This is a genomic window from Pseudomonas sp. Irchel 3E13, from assembly GCF_900187455.1.
Classification (GTDB): Bacteria; Pseudomonadota; Gammaproteobacteria; order Pseudomonadales; family Pseudomonadaceae; genus Aquipseudomonas.
This window is the reverse complement of record NZ_FYDX01000024.1, coordinates 62,930-83,572: the sequence shown is the minus strand read 5'-3', so window position 1 is coordinate 83,572 and position 20,643 is coordinate 62,930. Positions and strand designations below refer to the sequence as shown.

General features: G+C 61.6%; 21 protein-coding genes. 6 read left to right on the top strand and 15 right to left on the bottom strand.

Translation table 11 applies throughout. The features are described 5' to 3' along the window. Positions 1–406 precede the first annotated feature (406 nt). The 9 genes from msrQ to mrcB all read right to left on the bottom strand — a co-directional run bounded on the left by msrQ (position 407) and on the right by mrcB (position 10,245). On the bottom strand, positions 407–1,027 hold the full coding sequence (gene msrQ, locus CKW37_RS30265) for a protein-methionine-sulfoxide reductase heme-binding subunit MsrQ (protein WP_095159774.1): 621 nt from the start codon (positions 1,025–1,027) through the stop codon (positions 407–409). Continuing rightward, positions 1,027–2,040, bottom strand: coding sequence for a protein-methionine-sulfoxide reductase catalytic subunit MsrP (gene msrP, locus CKW37_RS30260; RefSeq protein WP_095159773.1), 1,014 nt, complete (start codon positions 2,038–2,040; stop codon positions 1,027–1,029). Before msrP ends, msrQ begins: the two co-directional genes overlap by 1 nt. A 66-nt stretch (positions 2,041–2,106) precedes the next feature. Beyond that, on the bottom strand, positions 2,107–2,964 hold the full coding sequence (gene pssA, locus CKW37_RS30255; protein WP_095159772.1) for a CDP-diacylglycerol--serine O-phosphatidyltransferase: 858 nt from the start codon (positions 2,962–2,964) through the stop codon (positions 2,107–2,109). Between the two features lie 147 nt (positions 2,965–3,111). Beyond that, a complete protein-coding gene (gene ilvC / locus CKW37_RS30250; RefSeq protein WP_095159771.1) occupies positions 3,112–4,128 on the bottom strand; it encodes a ketol-acid reductoisomerase in 1,017 nt (338 codons plus the stop codon). 54 nt (positions 4,129–4,182) lie between these two features. Further along, entirely contained in the window at positions 4,183–4,674 is a 492-nt protein-coding gene (ilvN, locus tag CKW37_RS30245; RefSeq protein WP_042125802.1) for an acetolactate synthase small subunit, read from the bottom strand. A gap of 1 nt (position 4,675) precedes the next feature. Further along, the gene (locus CKW37_RS30240; RefSeq protein WP_095159779.1) at positions 4,676–6,400 is read right to left on the bottom strand and encodes an acetolactate synthase 3 large subunit; all 1,725 of its coding nucleotides are present in this window, start codon (positions 6,398–6,400) and stop codon (positions 4,676–4,678) included. 425 nt (positions 6,401–6,825) lie between these two features. Next, a complete protein-coding gene (locus tag CKW37_RS30235; RefSeq protein WP_095159770.1) occupies positions 6,826–7,158 on the bottom strand; it encodes a YqcC family protein in 333 nt (110 codons plus the stop codon). Then, complete coding sequence (locus CKW37_RS30230) at positions 7,155–7,898, bottom strand: tetratricopeptide repeat protein (protein WP_095159769.1); 744 nt, start codon at positions 7,896–7,898, stop codon at positions 7,155–7,157. Before CKW37_RS30230 ends, CKW37_RS30235 begins: the two co-directional genes overlap by 4 nt. 25 nt (positions 7,899–7,923) lie before the next feature. Continuing rightward, positions 7,924–10,245: a penicillin-binding protein 1B gene (mrcB, locus tag CKW37_RS30225; RefSeq protein WP_095159768.1), complete on the bottom strand. Its 2,322-nt coding sequence runs from the start codon at positions 10,243–10,245 to the stop codon at positions 7,924–7,926. Positions 10,246–10,362: 117 nt separating this feature from the next. Here mrcB and CKW37_RS30220 point away from each other — a divergent pair, with 117 nt between their 5' ends. The 3 genes from CKW37_RS30220 to CKW37_RS30210 all read left to right on the top strand — a co-directional run bounded on the left by CKW37_RS30220 (position 10,363) and on the right by CKW37_RS30210 (position 12,801). After that, positions 10,363–11,925 (top strand): bifunctional aminoglycoside phosphotransferase/ATP-binding protein, encoded by a 1,563-nt coding sequence (locus CKW37_RS30220; RefSeq protein ID WP_095159767.1) that lies wholly within the window; start codon positions 10,363–10,365, stop codon positions 11,923–11,925. A 102-nt stretch (positions 11,926–12,027) separates the two neighbouring features. Then, the gene (locus CKW37_RS30215; protein WP_095159766.1) at positions 12,028–12,372 is read left to right on the top strand and encodes a pentapeptide repeat-containing protein; all 345 of its coding nucleotides are present in this window, start codon (positions 12,028–12,030) and stop codon (positions 12,370–12,372) included. A 156-nt stretch (positions 12,373–12,528) separates the two neighbouring features. Then, a complete protein-coding gene (locus CKW37_RS30210; RefSeq protein WP_095159765.1) occupies positions 12,529–12,801 on the top strand; it encodes a TfoX/Sxy family protein in 273 nt (90 codons plus the stop codon). A gap of 177 nt (positions 12,802–12,978) precedes the next feature. On the opposite strand, the gene CKW37_RS30205 is transcribed toward CKW37_RS30210, so the two are convergent. From CKW37_RS30205 to CKW37_RS30190, 4 genes are read right to left on the bottom strand one after another with little or no spacing between them, the layout of a single operon-like run. Continuing rightward, the gene (locus tag CKW37_RS30205; RefSeq protein ID WP_095159764.1) at positions 12,979–13,875 is read right to left on the bottom strand and encodes a ChaN family lipoprotein; all 897 of its coding nucleotides are present in this window, start codon (positions 13,873–13,875) and stop codon (positions 12,979–12,981) included. A gap of 9 nt (positions 13,876–13,884) precedes the next feature. Next, complete coding sequence (locus tag CKW37_RS30200) at positions 13,885–14,652, bottom strand: heme ABC transporter ATP-binding protein (protein WP_095159763.1); 768 nt, start codon at positions 14,650–14,652, stop codon at positions 13,885–13,887. Beyond that, positions 14,652–15,635, bottom strand: coding sequence for an iron ABC transporter permease (locus CKW37_RS30195; protein ID WP_177454501.1), 984 nt, complete (start codon positions 15,633–15,635; stop codon positions 14,652–14,654). The genes CKW37_RS30200 and CKW37_RS30195 overlap by 1 nt, the downstream gene beginning before the upstream one ends. A 50-nt stretch (positions 15,636–15,685) precedes the next feature. Further along, on the bottom strand, positions 15,686–16,567 hold the full coding sequence (locus CKW37_RS30190) for a hemin ABC transporter substrate-binding protein (RefSeq protein ID WP_095159761.1): 882 nt from the start codon (positions 16,565–16,567) through the stop codon (positions 15,686–15,688). A 168-nt stretch (positions 16,568–16,735) separates the two neighbouring features. On the opposite strand from CKW37_RS30190, the gene CKW37_RS30185 reads away from it, so the two are divergent. Then, positions 16,736–17,053, top strand: a complete 318-nt coding sequence (locus tag CKW37_RS30185; RefSeq protein WP_095159760.1) for a Rieske (2Fe-2S) protein — start codon at positions 16,736–16,738, stop codon at positions 17,051–17,053. Here CKW37_RS30185 and sfsA read toward each other — a convergent pair. Continuing rightward, a complete protein-coding gene (gene sfsA / locus CKW37_RS30180) occupies positions 17,043–17,756 on the bottom strand; it encodes a DNA/RNA nuclease SfsA (RefSeq protein WP_095159759.1) in 714 nt (237 codons plus the stop codon). The two genes, CKW37_RS30185 and sfsA, sit on opposite strands and share 11 nt — an antisense overlap. Further along, positions 17,756–18,928 carry a pyridoxal phosphate-dependent aminotransferase gene (locus CKW37_RS30175; RefSeq protein ID WP_095159758.1) on the bottom strand — a complete coding sequence of 391 codons (1,173 nt, stop codon included), beginning with the start codon at positions 18,926–18,928 and terminating at the stop codon, positions 17,756–17,758. The genes sfsA and CKW37_RS30175 overlap by 1 nt, the downstream gene beginning before the upstream one ends. 213 nt (positions 18,929–19,141) lie before the next feature. Between CKW37_RS30175 and dksA the strand changes: the two genes are divergently transcribed. Together dksA and gluQRS are read left to right on the top strand one after the other, a co-directional pair. Continuing rightward, entirely contained in the window at positions 19,142–19,585 is a 444-nt protein-coding gene (dksA, locus tag CKW37_RS30170; protein ID WP_095159757.1) for an RNA polymerase-binding protein DksA, read from the top strand. Between the two features lie 66 nt (positions 19,586–19,651). Beyond that, entirely contained in the window at positions 19,652–20,539 is an 888-nt protein-coding gene (gene gluQRS / locus CKW37_RS30165) for a tRNA glutamyl-Q(34) synthetase GluQRS (protein WP_095159756.1), read from the top strand. The last annotated feature ends 104 nt before the right edge of the window (positions 20,540–20,643 follow it).

Sequence of the window (20,643 nt, the reverse complement as noted above, 5' to 3'; positions counted from 1 at the left end):
GTGATGCTGATAATCTTGCTGACTATCAGTCCGAATTCACAAGCACCCACACGAATTGCTTGATTCAATTGTTAAAGAGCGGTTGGTTAAGAGCTTTTCGTCTCAACCGAGGCGCGCATTCTACGCTTTCCTCTCAGCCTGTCAAGCGTTTATTTTGAAGTTTTTCAGAATTTCTCTTTCAACTTCAAACACTTGACTCGCTGCGATCTCTCGTCAGCGGGAGGCAAATTCTACAGCGTTACAACCTGCTGTCAACTGCCTTTTTTCACCGCTTTCGGTGGAGACCGAAACATTTCCTACGCTACCTGAAACTTCTAACTCGTTGAATCTCAAGGAGTTTTCCGTTTCGACTGCGCCGGAAGTGGGGCGAATTATAGACAGATAAAACGGAGCGTCAAGGGTTTATTTAAACTTTTGTTACAGGCCCCGTTTTGCGCCCGCCCAGACGCGGCACCCGCTGCCCGATAGCTGGGATCCGAAGCAACAACAGCCCGGCGCCGATCACCGCATAGACAGTCCATTCCTTGAGGTCCGCTCGAACTACCCAAAGGAAGTGCAGCAGCCCTAGCCCCAGAATGGCGTACACCAACTTGTGCAGCTTTTTCCAGCGCGCACCCAATCGGCGCTGACTGAAGCGATTCGACGTTACCGCCAGACTGAACAAGCCGGTAAACCCCAAAACCCCGACGATGATATAGGGCCGCTTGCGAAGCTCGACCGCCAACTGCCCCCAATCCAGACCAAGAATAAAGAAGAGGTACGCACTCAGGTGCAACGCAATATAGGCAAAGCACCACAAGCCCAACTGCCGGCGCACGACGATCCAGCCGGACCACCCTGTTAAACGCTGCAAGGGCGTCATGCTCAATGTGATCAGAAGAAAGATAAGCCCACCCAGACCCAGCCGATCCACCAGGACCTTTCCCGGATCAGGACCCAGCGCGAAGATCCACGCCTGGTAAAGCCATAATAGCGGCCAGATGGAAGCCACTATAAAGATGCACAACCGGAACAGTGGGTAGCGCATCAGTAGTTCGTCCTCAGGTCCAGCCCGGTGTAGAGCCCACTCACCTCTTCGGCATAGCCGTTGAACATCTGGGTGTCGCGAACATTGGGACTGAACAGCCCGCTCGGTAAGCGCCGCTCCCGCGCCTGGGTCCAGCGAGGGTGATCCACCGTCGGGTTCACGTTGGCATAGAAGCCGTACTCTTCCGGCGCAATGCGCTGCCACGTGGTTTGCGGCTGCTCCGTGACCAGACTGATCCGAACAATGGACTTGATGCTCTTGAAGCCGTACTTCCAAGGAACCACCAACCGCAACGGAGCGCCATTCTGGTTCGGCAACTCTCGGCCATACATACCCACCGCGAGTATCGCCAATGGGTTCATTGCCTCATCCAGACGCAACCCTTCTACATATGGCCAATCGATCAAGGCGAAACCCGAACGCTGGCCGGGCATATGCCGAGGATCTTGCAGCGTCTCGAAACGCACGTATTTAGCCTTGGACGTTGGCTGAGCCTCTTTGATAAGAGCCGAAAGCGGAAAACCCAACCAGGGAATAACCATTGACCACGCTTCCACGCAGCGCAGCCGATAGATGCGCTCCTCCAACTGGTAAGGCTTCATGAAGTCTTCCAGCGCGTAGCGGCCCGGCTTACCCACCTCGCCATCAATGACCACCGTCCACGGCGAGGTGGGTAGCCCACCGGCATTCTCGGCGGGATCACCTTTGTCGGTGCCGAACTCATAGAAGTTGTTGTAGTGCGTAGCATCCTTGAAAGGCGTTATAGCTTCACCCTGCACAGTCACGGCCTGCCAACGGGTTTCGGGAAGTTTTGCATTGAACCAGTCCGCAGCCTTGCCGGGCTCTACGTCGGCATAGCGCGACACCTCCCCCGCTCCGGCCCATCGAGGCAAGCCGGCAATCGCCAGGCCGGCCATCGAGCCACCCAGCAAAGTACGGCGGGAAAGGTAGATTGATTCAGGCGTGACCTCCGACTCAGAGCAGTCGGAGGCCCGGGGGAACTTGATCAGCATGATGACTCCGCAGAACCGCTGGACAGATGCAGCAGTAGACTACGAAGTCAGGGAGAAATTACATCACTACTCGGCGTTTTTCCGGCGACGCATGCGCAGCAGGTATTGCGCGGGCCCGGAAGCCGCGTAGGCGAGGAACACCAGCAGCAGGATGCGTGGCGGATCGCTGAATACCACGGCGAAAACCAGTACCACGGCCAGGATCGCGACGAAGGGAACACGCCCCTTCAGATCCAGCTCCTTGAAGCTGTTGTACTTGATGTTGCTGACCATCAGCATGCCAGCGCCCGCAACCAGCAGCGCCACCAGGAACGAAAGCTTCGACCCCTGGATACCGAAGTCACTGAACGCCCATACCGTACCCGCCACCACACCGGCGGCTGCCGGGCTGGCCAGGCCGATGAAATAACGCTTGTCGGCCTTGCCGACCTGGGTGTTGAACCGGGCCAGACGCAGTGCCGCGCCCGCAACATAGATGAAGGCGACCATCCAGCCGACTTTGCCCATATCGCCCAGTGCCCAACCAAAGGCCAGCAATGCAGGGGCTACACCAAAGGCGACCATATCGGACAAGGAGTCATACTCCGCACCGAAAGCACTCTGGGTATTGGTCATACGGGCCACGCGACCATCAAGGCCGTCGAGCACCATGGCAACGAAGATGGCAATGGCTGCGAAAGCGAAATACTTGCTCGCCTCGCGAGGATCACCGGCACTCAGCGCGCTCTGGGCGCTCATGGAGTTGATGATCGAATAGAAACCGGCGAACAGGTTCGCGGTGGTGAAAAGGTTTGGCAGCAGATAGATACCGCGGTGCCGGACTTTGCGTCCTTCGGCGTCATGCCCTTCTTCGACATGCTCATCGATCGGTAGCAGGCTTTCGGCGTCAGAGGCCTTGTTCGGCTCTTCGGGACGTTCGCTCATGGACATTACCTTGCAACGGGGTGGAAGTTTTCGACAAAGGTTTGCGGCGAGGGTTCGCCGACAAACGGATGAAAGCTTATACCAGAAGCTGACCCCGGAAATGAAAAAACGCGGCCTAAGCCGCGTTTTTCATCGCATCAGGACCAATCAGTTCTTGGCCTTGTCGACGATTTTGTTCGCCGAGATCCAAGGCATCATCGAGCGCAGTTGCTCGCCGATGACTTCGATACCGTGAGCGGCGTTGTTACGACGCTTGGCGGTCATGGATGGGTAGTTGGTAGCGCCTTCGCTGATGAACATCTTGGCGTACTCGCCGTCCTGGATGCGCTTCAGAGCGTTGCGCATGGCCTGACGGGATTCGGCGTTGATGACTTCAGGACCGGTCACGTACTCGCCGTATTCGGCGTTGTTGGAGATCGAGTAGTTCATGTTGGCGATACCGCCTTCGTACATGAGATCAACGATCAGCTTCAGTTCGTGCAGGCACTCGAAGTAGGCCATTTCTGGCGCGTAGCCAGCTTCAACCAGGGTTTCGAAACCGGCTTTGACCAGCTCGACGGTACCGCCACACAGAACGGCTTGCTCGCCGAACAGGTCGGTTTCGGTCTCGTCCTTGAAGGTGGTTTCGATGATGCCGGTACGGCCGCCACCGACGCCAGCGGCGTAGGACAGAGCGACGTTCTTGGCGTTGCCCGAAGCGTCCTGGTAGATAGCGATCAGGTCAGGGATACCGCCGCCTTTGACGAACTCGGAGCGAACGGTGTGGCCTGGTGCTTTCGGCGCGATCATGATCACGTCGAGGTCGCCACGTGGAACGACCTGGTTGTAGTGGATCGAGAAGCCGTGGGAGAACGCCAGGGTAGCGCCCTGCTTGATGTTCGGCTCGATCTCGTTCTTGTACAGGTTGCCCTGGAACTCGTCCGGAGTGAGGATCATGACCAGGTCGGCAGCAGCGACGGCGGTAGCAACGTCAGCAACTTTCAGGCCGTGGGCTTCAGCCTTGGCAACAGTAGCCGAACCTTTACGCAGACCGACGGTGACATCCACACCGGAGTCCTTCAGGTTGCACGCTTGAGCGTGGCCCTGGGAACCGTAACCGATGATGGCAACTTTCTTGCCCTGGATGATCGAGAGATCGCAGTCTTTGTCGTAGAAAACTTTCATGAAATACCCCTGGTTATCTCGGCCTTGTTCAGGCCATTCGCTAATTTTGTCGAGTTAGATACTGAGCACTTTGTCGCCACGGGCAATGCCGGTGACACCACTGCGCACGGTTTCAAGAATGGACGCGGTGCCGATTGCCTGAATGAAGCTGTCGAGCTTGTCGCTGGTGCCGGTCAACTGCACGGTGTACACACTGGCGCTGACGTCGACGATCTGCCCACGATAGATATCGGTGGTGCGCTTGATCTCGGCGCGCTGTGCACCAGTGGCCTTCACTTTGACCAGCATCAGTTCGCGCTCGATATGAGCACTTTCCGACAGGTCGACCAGTTTGACCACTTCAACCAGTTTGTTCAGGTTCTTGGTGATCTGCTCGATCACCTCATCGTGGCCCACCGTGGTCAGCGTCAGACGCGACAGGGTCGGGTCTTCGGTTGGCGCAACGGTCAGGCTTTCGATGTTGTAGTTGCGTTGCGAGAACAAGCCAACGACGCGGGACAGGGCACCGGGTTCGTTTTCCAACAGCAGGGAAATAATGTGCCGCATATCAGGTACGCTCCGTCTTGCTCAGCCACATGTCGCGCATCGAACCGTCCTTGATCTGCATCGGGTAGACGTGTTCGCTGTTGTCGACCTGGATGTCGATGAACACCAGGCGGTCCTTGAGGGCGAAGGCTTCTTCGAGCTTCGGCTTGAGGTCCTTCAGGCTGGTGATGCGGATACCCACATGACCATAGGCTTCAGCCAGCTTGACGAAGTCAGGCAGCGACTCCATGTAGGAATGCGAGTGGCGGCTGTTGTAAGCCATGTCCTGCCACTGGCGAACCATGCCCAGCACGCCGTTGTTCAGGTTGACGATCTTGACCGGCAGGTCGTACTGCAGGCAGGTCGACAGTTCCTGGATGTTCATCTGGATGCTGCCTTCGCCGGTGACGCAAGCAACATCGCTTTCCGGGAAGTTCAGCTTGACGCCCATGGCCGCCGGGAAACCGAAGCCCATGGTGCCCAGGCCGCCGGAGTTGATCCAGCGGTTCGGCTTGTTGAAGCGGTAGTACTGCGCCGCGAACATCTGGTGCTGGCCAACGTCGGAAGTGACGAATGCATCACCACCGGTAACTTCGCACAGTGTCTCGATAACGGTCTGAGGCTTGATGACGCTGCCATCCCCTTTGTCGTAAGGGAACATGCCGCGATCGCCGCGCCATTCTTCGATCTGTTTCCACCAGGCATCGATCGCTGCCTTTTCAGGCTGCTCGCCGATTTCGCGAACGGTAGCGAGCATCTCGGTCAGAACGCTTTCAACCGGACCAACGATTGGCACGTCAGCCTTGATGGTCTTGGAGATCGACGCCGGGTCGATATCGATATGGATGACCTTGGCGTTCGGGCAGAACTTGGCCGGACCGTTGACAACGCGGTCGTCGAAGCGTGCGCCGACAGCGAGGATCACGTCGGCGTGGTGCATCGCCAGGTTCGCCGGGTAGCTGCCGTGCATGCCGAGCATGCCGAGGAACTGGCGATCAGTGCCTGGATAGCCACCGAGCCCCATCAGGGTATTGGTGACTGGCAGGTTGAGCAGTTGCGCAAGCTCGGTCAGCGGCGCGGAGCCACCACCGAGAATCACGCCACCACCGGCGTAAACGATCGGACGCTTGGCCGCCAGGAGCATTTCCGCAGCCTTGCGGATCTGACCGGAGTGACCGCGAACGGCCGGGCTGTAGGAGCGCAGCTTGACCTTCTTCGGATAGACGTACTCGAACTTCTCGGCCGGGTTGGTCATATCCTTCGGAATGTCGACAACCACCGGACCAGGACGGCCGGATTGCGCAAGGTAGAAGGCTTTTTTCAGGACTTCAGGGATTTCCGAGGCATGCTTGATCATGAAGCTGTGCTTCACGATAGGCCGGGAAATACCGATCATGTCGGTTTCCTGGAAGGCATCGGTGCCGACCATGGTGCTAGGCACCTGACCAGACAGGATGACCATCGGGATCGAGTCCATGTAGGCGGTGGCGATGCCGGTGATGGCATTGGTCGCACCTGGACCGGAAGTCACCAGTACCACGCCGGCTTTGCCGGTGGCACGGGCGTAACCGTCCGCCATATGGGTAGCTGCCTGCTCGTGACGAACCAGGATGTGGTTCACTTCCGGTTCTTTGAACAGAGCATCGTAGACATGAAGAAGAGCACCGCCTGGGTACCCATAGATGTGCTTAACGCCCTCGTCACGCAAAAAGCGGACGACCATTTCAGCGCCAGATAAAAGCTCCACGTTGTTCACCTCTAAAACGCCAGAATACCGTCCACTCCGGGACGGGTCTTAATAGGTTTACTGCCAAGCAGAGCATGAGCGACGAAGTCGCCGACTACGTCAGCACTGACTGAGCAAGTATTGGGAGCGCCCCAAAGTGTTGCGGGGTTTTCCCACCCAGCGCGAGGTAACGCGTTGCGGGGTGTAACAGGTCGGCGCGGGTGTGCGCCTCATGATCTGCTTAGCGGGTCTGCTTCTGGCAGTCCCCCTACAGCGGACTTTGGATTGTTCTGATTCGAACTGCCCAAGTCAAGTGATCTTCAAGGTTTAATTCCAGCCGGGACGCTCTGCCAGCCGGGCGGAAACGTTTGCCTGGCTGTCGCAATCGCTCTGCCACAACGACGCGGGGCCGCAAAAGCGGCCCCGGCGGATAAACAACAGTGAAATCAGTTGGATGGGCTGATCAATTGGTCGAACTCGGCCAACAGCCTGCGCAACTGGCGACTTTCTTCCGGACGGTTGACATAAACCGTCTCCGCCATCACCAGAATGCCTGAGGCATTGGGCAGCGCGAGCCCCTTCTCGAGGATCTCCTTCATGCGCGGAAGGAAGATCCATTGCAGCCATTGCTCGAAGCTCAAGCTGTCGACCGCGAAAGGAACATTACTGGCCAGCGCATCGGCGCTGGGTATCTCGTCACTCCACCAGCCCTGCACATGCAGCTCACGCTCGATCAGCAGCAGATGATCGGCGATATCCAGGATCCGTGGGTCCATCACAGGTTGACCTGGGCTTTCTGCCGCGCCAGTGCCGCGCCGGCGGCGTCGCCTTGCTTCTCGCGGGACTGGGCGATGATGTTCCACAGACCGGATTGCAGATCAGGACGACCGTTCGCGTAGGTCAACGCACGACGCGCCAACTGCTCGGCCTGTGGCGCGTCACCCTGGGCGAGACGGACCTGGGCCAGGCGATAGAGCACTTGCGGCTCGCGCGGAGCAATGCGCTGAGCACGTTCCAGGCTGGAAGATGCGCCGTTGTAGTCGCCGCCGCTCTGCTGTTGCTGGGCGGTAGTCAGTAGCGCCAGCACTGGGCCATCAAGCTGTTCGTCGGCCGACAGGCCACTGCCGGTGGCAGCACGCGGGATTCCGCTCGGTGCGGATGGCATGGTGTAACTGCCTGCGTTGGTCGACTGCGGCGTGAAGGGCTCCGATGTCACCGGACCCGGCGTGATCGGACCGGTGCTGATCCCCGCAGGCGCCGTGGAGGCCGGGAAGGTCTGGATCGGCGAAGCGCCGCTGCCTTGCGGGACCATCACGGTCACGCCACTGTCTTGCTGGATCGCTTGATTCTGGCGCGAGCCCGTATTGACCTGCGACGTCACGGCCCGATTGGCCGTAACCCGCTCGCTGTTGGATACCCGGGTGCCCGAATCCACCACCGGAATCGAACCACGCTGCACGCTGGCGCAGCCGTTGAGCAAAGCCAGCGCCGTCAAGGCAGGAAACAACCACTTGTTCACATCACGTCCTCTTGGCTGATGCTGCTTAATTCATCCAGCCCTTCACCCAGTCCATGACCGAGTCGGCTGGTGTCTGTTCGCCGCCGCAGGCCGCGCCTGGCGCCGGTTCGCTCCCGCGAATATACGGCATCTGCACCGCGCCCGGGCAGCTCGCATCCGAGCCCTGGCCGCTGTGCGGATCCAGCCATGCCTGAACGACGTTATCCGGCATCGGCATGTCCAGCGGCAGCGGGTCGGCCTTGCGCATGAAACTGGTCCAGACCTGCAGGGCACCGGTGGCGCCGGTAAAGGGCGTCTTGCCGTTGTCGTCGCGGCCCAGCCAGACCACGGCCAGAAGGTCCTGGCTGAAGCCGGCGAACCAGCTGTCGCGCGAATCGTTACTGGTACCCGTCTTGCCCGCCAGGTTCAGCGAGCTCGGCAGCACGCTGTAGACCGAGCGGCCAGTACCTTCGCGCATGACCCGCTGCATGGCGTTCTGCACCAGGTAGATGGAACCCGGATCGAAGCGCTGCTGGATCTGGAACGGATAGCGTTTGAGCGGCTCACCTTCGGCGGTCAGCACACTGCGAATACCGCGCATCGGGGTGTTGAAGCCACCGTTGGCGAGCGTCTGGTACATGGTCGCCACTTGCATCGGCGACATGCCGCCAGCGCCCAGCAGCATGGACGGGAACGCAGGCCAGTCGACTTCGACACCCAGGCGACCGATTGTTTTGAGCACATTCGGCACACCCAGTTCCAGGCCCAGCTTGGCCGTCGACAGGTTGTAGGAGTTGGCGAGGCCCTGGTACAGATAAATCGTGCCGTGAGCGCGCCGATCATAGTTCTGCGGCTTCCAGACCTGTCCGTCGGCGCCTTTCACCGAGAACGGCTCGTCCTGCACCCAACTGGTCAGCGTGTATTGGCTGGGTTTCTCCAGCGCCGTCAAGTAAACCGCCGGCTTGACCAGCGAGCCAATCGGCCGCACGGCGTCGATTGCCCGGTTGAAGCCGGCAAAGCCCGCCTGACGGCTGCCGATCAGCGCCTGCACCTCACCGGTTTCCGGGTTGGTGACGACCATGGCCGCTTCGACCTCGTCCGAGCCCTTGCGACCGGCCAGACGCTTGAAGGTGTCGGCCATCGAGGCTTCGGCCTTCATCTGCAGGATCGGGTCGAAGCTGGTGAAGATGCGCAGACCTTCTTCGGTCAAGTCTTCATCGCGGTAGTCCTGGCGCAGTTGGCGCTTGACCAGATCGAGGAAGCCGGGGAAGGAGCTATCCGCGAGGCTGCCGCGCTTGGTCACGCCCAGCGGCATCTTCTTCGCTGCCTCGACCGCTTCCGGCGTGGCCACGCCCTGCTCCGCAAGCAGGTCGAGCACCAGGTTACGCCGTTGCAGGGCGCGCTCCGGGTAACGCCGCGGGTTGTAGGCGGACGGCCCCTTGACCATGCCCACCAGCAAGGCCACCTGATGCAGTTTCAACTCCGACAACGGCTGACTGAAGAAGAACTGGCTGGCAAGGCCGAAACCATGCACGGCCCGCTGGCCATCCTGACCGACGAACACTTCGTTCAGGTAAGCCTCGAGGATTTCCTGCTTGCTGTAATGCAGCTCCAGCAACATCGCCATCATCGCTTCGGTGAGCTTGCGGGAGAGACTGCGTTCGTTGGTCAGGAAGAAGTTCTTCACCAACTGTTGGGTCAGGGTACTGCCGCCCTGGCGCATGGCGCCCGACGAGGTGTTGACCCAGACGGCACGGGCGATGGACTTGGGCGACACACCAAGGTGGTGATAGAAGTTCCGGTCTTCCACCGCTACCAGGGTATCGAGCAGGTACGGCGGCACCTGATCGAGCTTGATCAAAATGCGGTCTTCGAGGTTCTTCGGATAAAGCCCGCCAATCAGCAGAGGCTCCAGACGGACCACCGCCAGCTTGGAATCATTGGCCGCGCTGAGGCCCGCCACGTAATCACCCGAGAAGCGCACCCGCACCTGCCGCGCAGACTCCATGCCTTCATAGAACTGGAAACCGCGGGTATTCAGGTCGACGGTATTGCCGTTGACGGCCGCCGCGCCGGGACCGTTGGCCGCACTTTCGCGCCGATAACCGAGGGCATCGAGTTCAACAAGGAAGTCGTCCTTGCTCAGCTTCTGGCCGACGAACAGCTCCAATGGCCGCGCGTAGACCTTGGCGGGAATGGTCCAGCGCTTGCCAGAGAATTTTTCCTGGACGACCGCATCGAGATAGACGGCGAAACCGGCCAGCACGACAAGGCCGACGAGACCGAGCTTGATGGCCCAGCCCAGCAAGGCGCGAACGCGGCCAGACGGTTGTTTTTTAGGGGTACGGGAGGATCGGGTACGAGTCATGGGCGCGGATTATACGCACTTTATCGTTCATCGACAGGCGCCCCCCGGCGGTTTCCAGACGGCATGCTTGTCGCCATAATGGCCGATTAGAATCCCATTTGCCCAGAAGGATCGCCCGTGAGCCAAGCCTTGATCACAGCCTTGCAGAACCCCGCCCTGTTTCCCCATCCCGTGCAGGATTTCCGGGTTATCGAAACGCATATTTCCTGGGTTCTGCTCACCGGCGACTACGCCTACAAGATCAAGAAGCCGATGAACTTCGGTTTCCTCGACTTCACCGAGCTGTCGGGCCGCGCGCACTTCTGCGCTGAAGAACTGCGCCTGAACCAGCGCCTGACCGATGGCCTCTATCTGGAAGTGCTGCCAATCACCGGCACTGCCGAGGCTCCGCAACTCGGCGGCGAAGGTACGGCGATCGAATACGCGCTGAAAATGCGCCAGTTCCCGCAGGAACAGATGCTCAGCACCCTGCAAGCCAACGGCGAGCTGACCACCGCACACATCGACCAGATGGCGAAGCAGATCGCCGAGTTCCACCTGCAGGCACCGCGGGTTTCCGCCGAGCATCCGCTGGGTACGCCAGAAAGCGTGATGGCGCCCGTCGAACAGAACTTCGAGCAGATCCGCCCCTTCCTCAGCGACAAGGCCGACCTGCAACAACTCGACGCCCTGCAAGCCTGGGCCCGCAGCAGCTTCGATCGTTTGCACACGTTGCTGGAAGCCCGCAAGGCTCAAGGTTTCATCCGCGAATGCCACGGCGACATCCACTTGGGCAACGCCACGGTAATCGACGGTAACGTGGTGATTTTCGACTGCATCGAATTCAACGAGCCCTTCCGCCTGACCGACGTCTATGCCGACGCCGCCTTCCTGGCCATGGACCTTGAAGACCGCGGGCTGAAATCCCTGTCGCGGCGCTTCATCAGCCAGTACCTGGAACTGACCGGCGACTACGAAGGCCTGGAACTGCTGAACTTCTACAAAGCCTACCGCGCCCTGGTTCGGGCCAAGATCGCGCTGTTCAGCATGCCGGCCGACGCCGATGGCGTGCAGCGCGCCACCACCCTGCGCCAGTACCGCAACTACGCCAACCTGGCGGAAAGCTACAGCGCCATTCCTTCGCGTCTGCTGGCCATCACCCATGGCGTTTCCGCCGTAGGCAAGAGCCACGTGGCAATGCGCCTGGTGGAAGCACTGGGAGCGATCCGCCTGCGCTCGGACGTGGAGCGCAAGCGCGTGTTCGGCGAACAAACCAGCGAGGCCGCCGGCGAGTTGCAAGCCGGCATCTACAGCAGCGATGCCAGCCAGGCCACTTACGAGCGCCTGCATCAATTGGCCGCGCTGATCCTGCGGGCCGGCTTCCCGGTCGTCATCGACGCTACTTACCTCAAGCAGGCACAGCGCCAGGCAGCGGCCGAAGTGGCCAGCGCGACCGGCGTGCCGTTCCTGATCCTCGACTGCAACGCCCCGGATGCGGTGATCGCCAGTTGGCTGGCCCAGCGCCAGGCCGACCAGAACGATCCCTCCGACGCGACACTGGAAGTGGTCACCGCGCAGCAAGCCAGCCGCGAAGCGCTGAGCGCCGAAGAGCTGCTGCAAAGCAAACGCGTGGAAACCAACGAAAGCGACAGCCTGGACAATCTGGTCAAGCAGATCCGCCAGCGCCTGCCGGGCCTGTAAAACGGTAGAGGCGTGAAGCAGTCCACACTTCACGCCTCTATTCCGCTGCCTGCAAAGGGTGACACTATAATGCCATTATCAGGCCACCCAGGAGGCGTTCTCATGAATCAGCCACGGCAACTCGACAGCACGCTGTATGCATTGATTCACAACGAGAACATCGCAGCGTTCAACCGGGAGAAACCAAAGGACGTCAGCATCGACTTTCGCGATGGCGACTTTCGCGGCCTCGACCTGCGTAACCTCGACACTGTGGGCATCGACTTCTCGGGTGCCTACTTCCGCGCCGCCGACCTGCGCGGCCTCGACCTGCGGGACACCCCCATGGAAGGAGCCAGCCTCGCCCACGCGCAGATCTCCGGGACCTGGTTCCCTGCCGAACTGAGCGCCGACGAGATTCTCATGTCGGTGAATTTCGGCACCCGCCTGCGCTACCGCACACGCTGATCAGACCCCGGCGGACCCGCCCGACAGGCCCGCCGGCCCTCGCCTTCCCAGCGGTACATGGCAAATCGCCGCGTATTTTCCAAGTGCCGCTACACTCCTCAGTGTTTACCCGCGACTTCCTCCACAAGAACCGTTCAGCCGGCGCAAGGAGGCTTGATGAACGATGAACTTCAGCACCTGAAGAATCTTGGCAAGACCTCAGCACAGTGGTTGCACGCGGTAGGCATCCACAGCGCCTCGGACCTTCGCCGCCTGGGCGCGGTGGATGCTTACCGGGCGGTGCGCACCCGAGGTTTCCGGGCATCGAAGGTGCTGCTGTACGCCATTGAAGGCGCTTTGCTGGACGTGCACTGGAACGATATCCCCGCCGAACGCAAGGAAGCACTGAACCAGCAACTGGACGCGACGGCACTTCGGAAAAAAAATTAAGGTTTATCGTACAAATCGATTGACTTCGAAATGAGAATCACTATGATTACCACAACTGGTCGCGAGACTGGTTGGATAAGCTGAAAGCCCCTGGTTCGGACTCTCAGATTATCTCCTCATCAGGCTAATCACGGTTATTGACCCGGCATCTTGCCGGGTCTTTTTTTGCCCGCGATTTCATTGCCGCAGATCGGTGCAATAGTCCTTCTCAGGCAAGGCGGCGGTGAACCAGACGAAATCCGCCATCGCCGGCCCGACCGCCTCGCCCACCTGAGCCAGCATCAACACGACGGTATCCTCTTGCGCCGCCCCCAGGTCAGCCAGGTGCAACGGCACACCGACATCCTTGCGCACGTGATAGCCGCCAGCCAACAGCAAGGCCGGTGCGGGCGCCGCCAGCAGACGCTGAGCCATGCGCCGGTCGCGTTGCTGCTGCACCGCCAGCATCGCCGGCAACTGACTTTCCGGGAGCATGCCGCAATGGCCCTCGCGCACTTCGTCCAGCAACGCTTCGCGCACCGCCGGCGCGGTAGAGCGAGGCCCGGACAATTGCGGCGGGTTGCGGTAGATAGCTTTCATCTCGCTGCGGTCCAGGTTTGCCGCAAGCACCGGATAGCCTTGGCTGAAGGCTTCTTCCAGCAGTGGGCCGTAGAATTTCCAGTCCCAGCCATCACGCCACGCCAGCGCCTTGGCCAGATCAGCCGGCAGCGGCTTTTGCTGACGAACCGCGTCGACATTGGCCTGCTGCGCCGGCTCGAGCATTTCCAGCAACAGGCTGCCCTGTGCGCGCTGTTGCACCAGGGCCTGCAACAGCCAGCGCTGCAAGGCGTGGTGATCGGGATTGTCATGCTGCTCGCCCACCAGCACCCGTGGCGCGGCCGCCAGCCGGCTCACCAATTGCTCCGGGGTCAGCAGGCGACCGCTGGCGGTCTCGCGAATCTGCCCGAGATCGGCATGCTCGCGCCCTTCCGTGCTCTGCCATTGCGGCAACGCCGGCAGCGGTGCCATGGCGTGACAACCCGCCAGGCCCCAGGCCAGCAGAATGAGGATGCCGCACGACCGGGACCAGGACATAGGTGACTCCTAACGGGCAATGATGAGCGGATGGCCTCGCTCGGGATGCGTATGGACCAATACCTCCAGCCCGAACACCGCCTTCAGGGCCTCAGGCTGCAAGACCTTTTGCGGCGTATCGAAGACGTAAGGCCGGCCCTGTTCGAGCAACAGGATACGATCACAATAGCGTGCGGCCAGGTTCAGGTCGTGGAGGATCACCAGCACCGCGGCGCCGCGATCGGCAAATCCGCGGACCGCCTGCAGCGTGGTGTGCTGGTGCAACGGGTCGAGGGCCGAGGTCGGCTCGTCGAGCAGCAAAGTCCGCCCCTCCTCTCCCGGCCAGAGCTGCGCCAGCACTCGTGCCAGATGCACGCGCTGCCGCTCGCCACCGGACAGCGCGAGGTAGCTGCGGCCGGCCAAATGCAGGGCATCCGCCGCCTCCAGCGCCGCGTGGACGATTTCATGGTCGCGGTCCTTGCCGGTCCGATGCGGCAGACGCCCCATGCCCACCACTTCCTCGACACGGAAGGCAAAGCCGAGGCTCGACACCTGTGGCAAGACCGCCAGCAGTTGGGCGCGCTCATGGCCAGGCCAGTCGGCAAGCGCGCGGTCGTGGAGCAGGACACGGCCACGCTGGGTCGCCAGTTCGCCGCACAGCGCACCGAGCAGGGTGCTCTTGCCCGCGCCGTTGGGCCCGAGCACACCCAGTACTTGACCTGGCTGGACCTTGAGGCTGACGCCATCGAGCACCGTCTTGCGCCCGCGGACGACTTGAAGATCTTCGACCTGGAGCATCAGGCACGTCCCCGCAGCAGCAGATAAAGGAAAAACGGCGCGCCGATGAACGCGGTGACGATACCGATCGGCAACTCCGCTGGCGCCAGCGCCAGCCGGGCGATCAGATCAGCGAACAACAGCAGCGAAGCCCCCGCCAGCAATGAGGCGGGCAGCAAGACCCGGTGGTCCGGGCCAGACAACAGCCGCACCAGATGCGGCACCACCAGCCCGACAAAACCGATCAACCCCGCCGCCGCTACCGCCGCACCCACGCCCAGTGCCGTACAGAACACCAGTTCGCGCTTGAGCGATTCGACTTCGATGCCCAGATGACGAGCCTCCGATTCGCCCAGCAGCAACGCATTCAAGGCCTCGGCACGACGCGGCAACCACAGCGCCACCGCCGTCGCCACCAGCACCAGTGGCCACAGGCGCTGATAACTCGCGCCGTTGAGGCTGCCCAGGTTCCAGAACGTCAGGGTGCGCAGGGTCGCGTCATCCGCCAGGTAAGTGAACAGCCCCACCGCCGAGCTGGCCAGGGCCGTCAAGGCGATACCGGCAAGCAACATCGTGGAGACGCTGGTCTGCCCGTCGCGTCGCCCCAGGCGATAGACCAACGCGGTCACGCCCAGACCGCCGAGAAACGCGCACAGCGACAGCAGATAGGGCGCGATAGCTTCCGGCACGCCGCCAACCCAGGCGCTGCCAACAATCGCCACCGCCGCACCGAGCGCCGCGCCGCTGGAAACGCCCACCAACCCCGGGTCCGCCAGCGGATTGCGAAACAGCCCTTGCATGGCCACACCGGCCAGCGCCAGCACAGCGCCCACCGCCAGCCCGAGCAGCGTCCGCGGCAGACGGATCTGCCCGAGAATCAGCTCGGCCTGCTCCAGCCCGTCGCCATTGACAGGCAGACCGAGCAGACGCAAACCCGCGCGCAAGGTGTCCATCAGCGGCAGACTCACCGGCCCGAGCGCCAGCGACAGCCAGACCGCCAGCAGACACAACAGGCTGAGGATGATGAACAGCGTGCGCGGCTGGATCAGACGGGTCATGGCGCCAGTTGAGCCTTGGCCGTCGGGTAGAACGCCTGGGCCAGCGCTTGCAGGCTGGCGGGCAGACGCGGACCGAGGCCACCGACCAGCAGCGTCGGGTCAAGATCAATCAGACGCTTTTCTTTCGCCGCACGGGATGCGGCCAGCGCGGGGTTCTCTTTCAGCAGTGCCTGCAGCGCGGCATCGCCGGTGAGGGCACGATCAGCGAACACCACCACTTGCGGGTTCAAGGCGGCCAGCGCCTCTCCGGAGAAGTTCTTGTAACCCTGGTGAGTCGCCAGGTTACGGCCGCCGGCCTGCTCCACCAGCCAGGCGCCAGCGGTGTCGGTGCCGGCAATCATCGGCTTGCCGCCAGCATGGCCCACCAGCAGGATCACTCCGGGTGCCTGCTCCGTACCCTGCGCCGCCTTGATCCGGGTACGCAGGGTTTCGAGTTGCTGGCGATAGTCAGCGAAACGCTGTTCGGCCTGTTCCGGCTTGCCAAGCAATTCGCCCAAGTGCTTGAGGTTGCCCTGCACGGCCTCCAGATCGGCGCGACTGGAGAACAGTTCGACCCGCACCCCGGCACCGCGGATCTGCGCCAGGACCGGCGGCGGCCCCATTTCCTCGGTGCCCACCAGCACATCGGGGCGAAGGCTCAACACGCCTTCGGCCGAAAGCTGGCGTTGATAGCCAATGCTGGGCAGCGCCTTCAGCGATTCAGGGTGCTGACTTGTGGTATCGACGCCCACCAGCCGCGATTCCGCGCCCAGTTCGACGATCCATTCGCTCAAGGCCCCGCCAGCGCTGACCCAACGCTGCGGCAGTGGATCGGCGGCGTGCGCCGGGTTGAACACGAGCCCGATACAAAGGGCGATCAGGCTGGCATATCGGCGCATAACGGGGCTTCCTTTTCGATCAGGACGAACCGCCACCCCTCGGATAGCGGTGTGAGAGAAGCGCCGGGCAGGGTATAAAGGCGCCCGACGCCATCAGAGCCGGCAATTTGATAATTATTTGCATTTGAGCGTCAAGCTGCCTTGCATCCTTAACGGAGCCCATCGCTCATGCACTTCCTTTGTACCTCCGCCGAACTGGGCGAAGGCCAGAGCCGCGGTTTCACCTGCGAAAATACCGAACTGCTGGGCGTACGCCGGCAAGGGCAGGTCTATCTGTACCGAAACCGCTGCCCTCATCGCGGGATTGCGCTCAACTGGCAGCCAGACCAGTTTCTCGACAGCAGCGCCAGCCTGATCACCTGCGCCCGGCATGGCGCACTGTTCCTTATCGAGAACGGCGAGTGCGTGGCCGGACCGTGCGAGGGTGATGCCCTGGAAGCCCTCGACTGCCATGAAGACAGCCAGGGCATCTGGCTCACGGATTGAGCTGCACCGGCAGGGCGCGGTCGATACGCACCTGCTCGCTGTCCAGCGTCACCCCGTACGCCAGCACTTCGACGCCATCGAGCACGGCGGCGCGCAGCGCGATGGCGTATCCCGGGTCAATCTCCTCGGCCGGGCGTACCGCCTCGATACCGTTGAGGTTCACACAATAAAGCTGCACCGCGCGGACCCCTTGCCGGGCCAGCGCCGCCAGCTCGCGCAGGTGCTTGGCGCCGCGTTGGGTCACGGCATCGGGAAAGGCCGCGATGGCCGAACCGTCGAAACCGAGGGTCACGCTCTTGACCTCCACATAGGCCAGGCCGCTGTCGAAGGTCAGTTGAAAGTCGATGCGGCTGTTCTCCTCGCCATACGGCACCTCGCGGCGCAGCGCGGTGAAACCCGCCAGCTCACTGATCACGCCGGCGCGCAGCGCTTCTTCGACAATGGCATTGGCCCGTCCGGTATTCACGCAGGCCAGCCGGCCTTGCGGGGTCTCGCTGATTTCCCAGGTACCGGGCAGCTTGCGCTTGGGGTCGTTGGAGCGACTGAACCAGACCTTGCCGCCTTCCTTCATGCAGTTGAGCATCGAGCCGGTGTTCGGGCAGTGGATGGTCATCTGTTCGCCGCTCGGTAGTTCGATATCCGCGAGAAAGCGTTTGTAACGGCGCAGCAGCCGGGCTTCTTCGAGCAATGGAGTGAAATGCATCAGCCTTGCCAGCTCTTCAGCCCACGGGCAATCCGCTCCACCGCTTCTTGCAGACGCGGCAGGCTCTGGGTGTAGGCGAATCGCACATGATGGCTGGCCTGGTGCCGGCCGAAGTCCACGCCTGGGGTGAAGGCGACATGCTCGGTTTCCAGGAAGTGCCGGCAGAACGCGAACGCATCACCACCGAATGCGCTGATGTCGGCGTACAGGTAGAACGCACCTTGCGGCTCCACCGTGATCCCGAAGCCGAGCCCGCGCAGGGCTGGCAGGAGGAAGTCGCGGCGGCGGGCGAATTCGGCGCGGCGCTCTTCGAGGATCGCCAGGGTGCCGGGCTCGAAACAGGCCAGGGCCGCATGCTGAGCCATGCTCGGCGCACTGATGTAGAGGTTCTGCGCCAGTTTCTCCAATTCAGGCACGGCCGCAGGCGGTGCGACCATCCAGCCCAGGCGCCAGCCGGTCATTCCGAAATATTTGGAGAAACTATTAAGGACAAAGGCTTGGTCATCGACTTCCAGCACGCTGGGAGCGTCCATGCCGTAGGTCAGGCCGTGATAGATCTCGTCCACCACCAGATGGCCATTGTGCGCCCGGGTCGCCCGCGACAGGCCCGCCAATTGCTCGCGATCGAGCACGGTGCCAGTCGGGTTGGCCGGCGACGCCACCAGGGCGCCGACCGTATCGTTATCCCAATAGCGCTCGACCAGATCAGCGGTCAGTTGATAGTTGACGTCCGGCCCCACCGGCACCAGTTGTGCACCGCCTTCCACCAGACGCAGGAAATGGCGGTTGCACGGATAACCGGGGTCGGCCAGCAGCCAGTGCTTGCCGGGGTCCACCAGCAGGCTGCTGGTCAGCAGCAGCGCACCAGAACCGCCTGGGGTAATGAGAATCCGCTGCGGATCAATGTTCACGCCATAGCGCTGGTCATAGAAGCCGGCAATCGCTTCACGCAGCGCCGGCAGCCCGCGGGCGGCGGTGTAACGGGTGTGACCGGCGCTCAGCGCGGCCTGGCCGGCTTCGACGATGGGCGCTGCGGTGGAGAAGTCCGGCTCGCCGATTTCCAGGTGAATCACATCATGACCGGCGGCCTGCAACTCGTTGGCCCGGGCCAACAGTGCCATCACATGGAAGGGTTCGATGGCGCGACTGCGCGCACTGTAGGGCTGAGCCATGGGACTTCTCTCAATTGGGACTAAACTGGTGATTCTACCCATGCGCAACGATGAACGTATGGCTAAACCTCGCTGTCCTACCCGAGCTAACGGGGAGTAGCGCACCCCCGTCCTATCTGGTAAGTTCGGCGGCTCGCAGTCGCAGGGCCGGCGGGCGCCGGAGATGGAATAAGCCTGCGCATTGGATTCAGATGAGTGAGAGGCGGTCTATTCATGTCCACCGTAGAAAAGCAAAAAGCAGGCTCCATGTATGGTCTCGACCCGTATGTCGCAACCAAAGGTGAGGAGTACATGGGCGAGCCCATGAAAAAACACTTCACCAAGCTGCTCGGTGCCTGGAAACAGGACCTGATGACCAGCGTGGACCGCACCGTGGACCATATGAAGGATGAAGCGGCCAACTTCCCCGATCCGGCAGACCGTGCCAGCCAGGAAGAAGAGTTCGCTCTGGAGCTTCGTAACCGTGACCGCGAGCGAAAACTGATCAAGAAGATCGACAAGACTCTCCAGAAGATCGTCGATGATGAATACGGCTGGTGTGACAGCTGTGGCGTGGAGATCGGCCTGAAGCGCCTGGAAGCCCGTCCGACCGCTGACCAGTGCTTCGACTGCAAGGAACTGGCGGAGAAGAAGGAAAAGACGATCGGCAAAGGCTGATCCTGACCGCATACAGAACGGGGCGCATATTGCGCCCCGTTTCATTTACAGATCCCGGCATCCACCATGAAACAGTCCCACTACATCGGACGCTTCGCTCCGACACCCAGTGGCTTCCTGCACTTCGGCTCGCTGGTCGCAGCCCTCGCCTCCTGGCTCGACGCCCGTGCCGTGGGTGGCCGCTGGCTGCTGCGCATGGAAGACATCGACCCACCTCGCGAAGCCCCCGGCGCCCAGGCCGCGATTCTCAAGACACTGGAAAGCTACGGCCTGGAATGGGACGGCGAAGTCGTCTACCAGCATGACCGCCACGATGCTTACGCCGAAGTGATCGAACGCCTGTTCCGCCAAGGCCTGGCCTACGCCTGCACCTGCTCGCGCAAGCAACTGGAAGGCTACAGCGGCATCTATCCTGGCCTGTGCCGCAACCTCTGCCACGCGCGGGACGATGCCGCGATTCGGATTCGTGTACCGGAATTGACCTACCGCTTCACCGACCGTGTCCAGGGTAATTTCGAGCAACATCTGGGACGTGACGTCGGCGATTTCGTCATTCAGCGGCGCGACGGCCTGTATGCCTACCAGTTGGCGGTGGTGCTGGACGATGCGTGGCAGGGTGTGACCGATGTCGTTCGCGGCGCCGACCTGCTGGACAACACACCGCGTCAGCTGTACCTGCAGGAGTTGCTTGGTCTTGCGCAGCCGCGCTACCTGCACGTGCCGCTGATCACCCAACCCGACGGGCACAAGCTGGGCAAGTCCTACCGCTCCGCGCCGCTGCCGGCTGAACAGGCCACACCCCTGATCCTGCGGGCATTGCGTGCACTGGGCCAGAGCACCGATCCGGCGATGGCCGCGTCCACCCCGGCCGAAGTGCTGCGCCATGCCGCCGCGCACTGGGATGCCGATGCAATCCCGCGCCGCCTCACCCTGCCCGAGGCCCAACTGCGCTGAACCCGGTCTTCCGGCAGAAAGACCAATAAATTCAATTCCTTGAGCCGCTGCATGAAGTCCGTTTGCAGGCAGCGGCCCTTCCGTTACCATCGCCACAGTTTTGC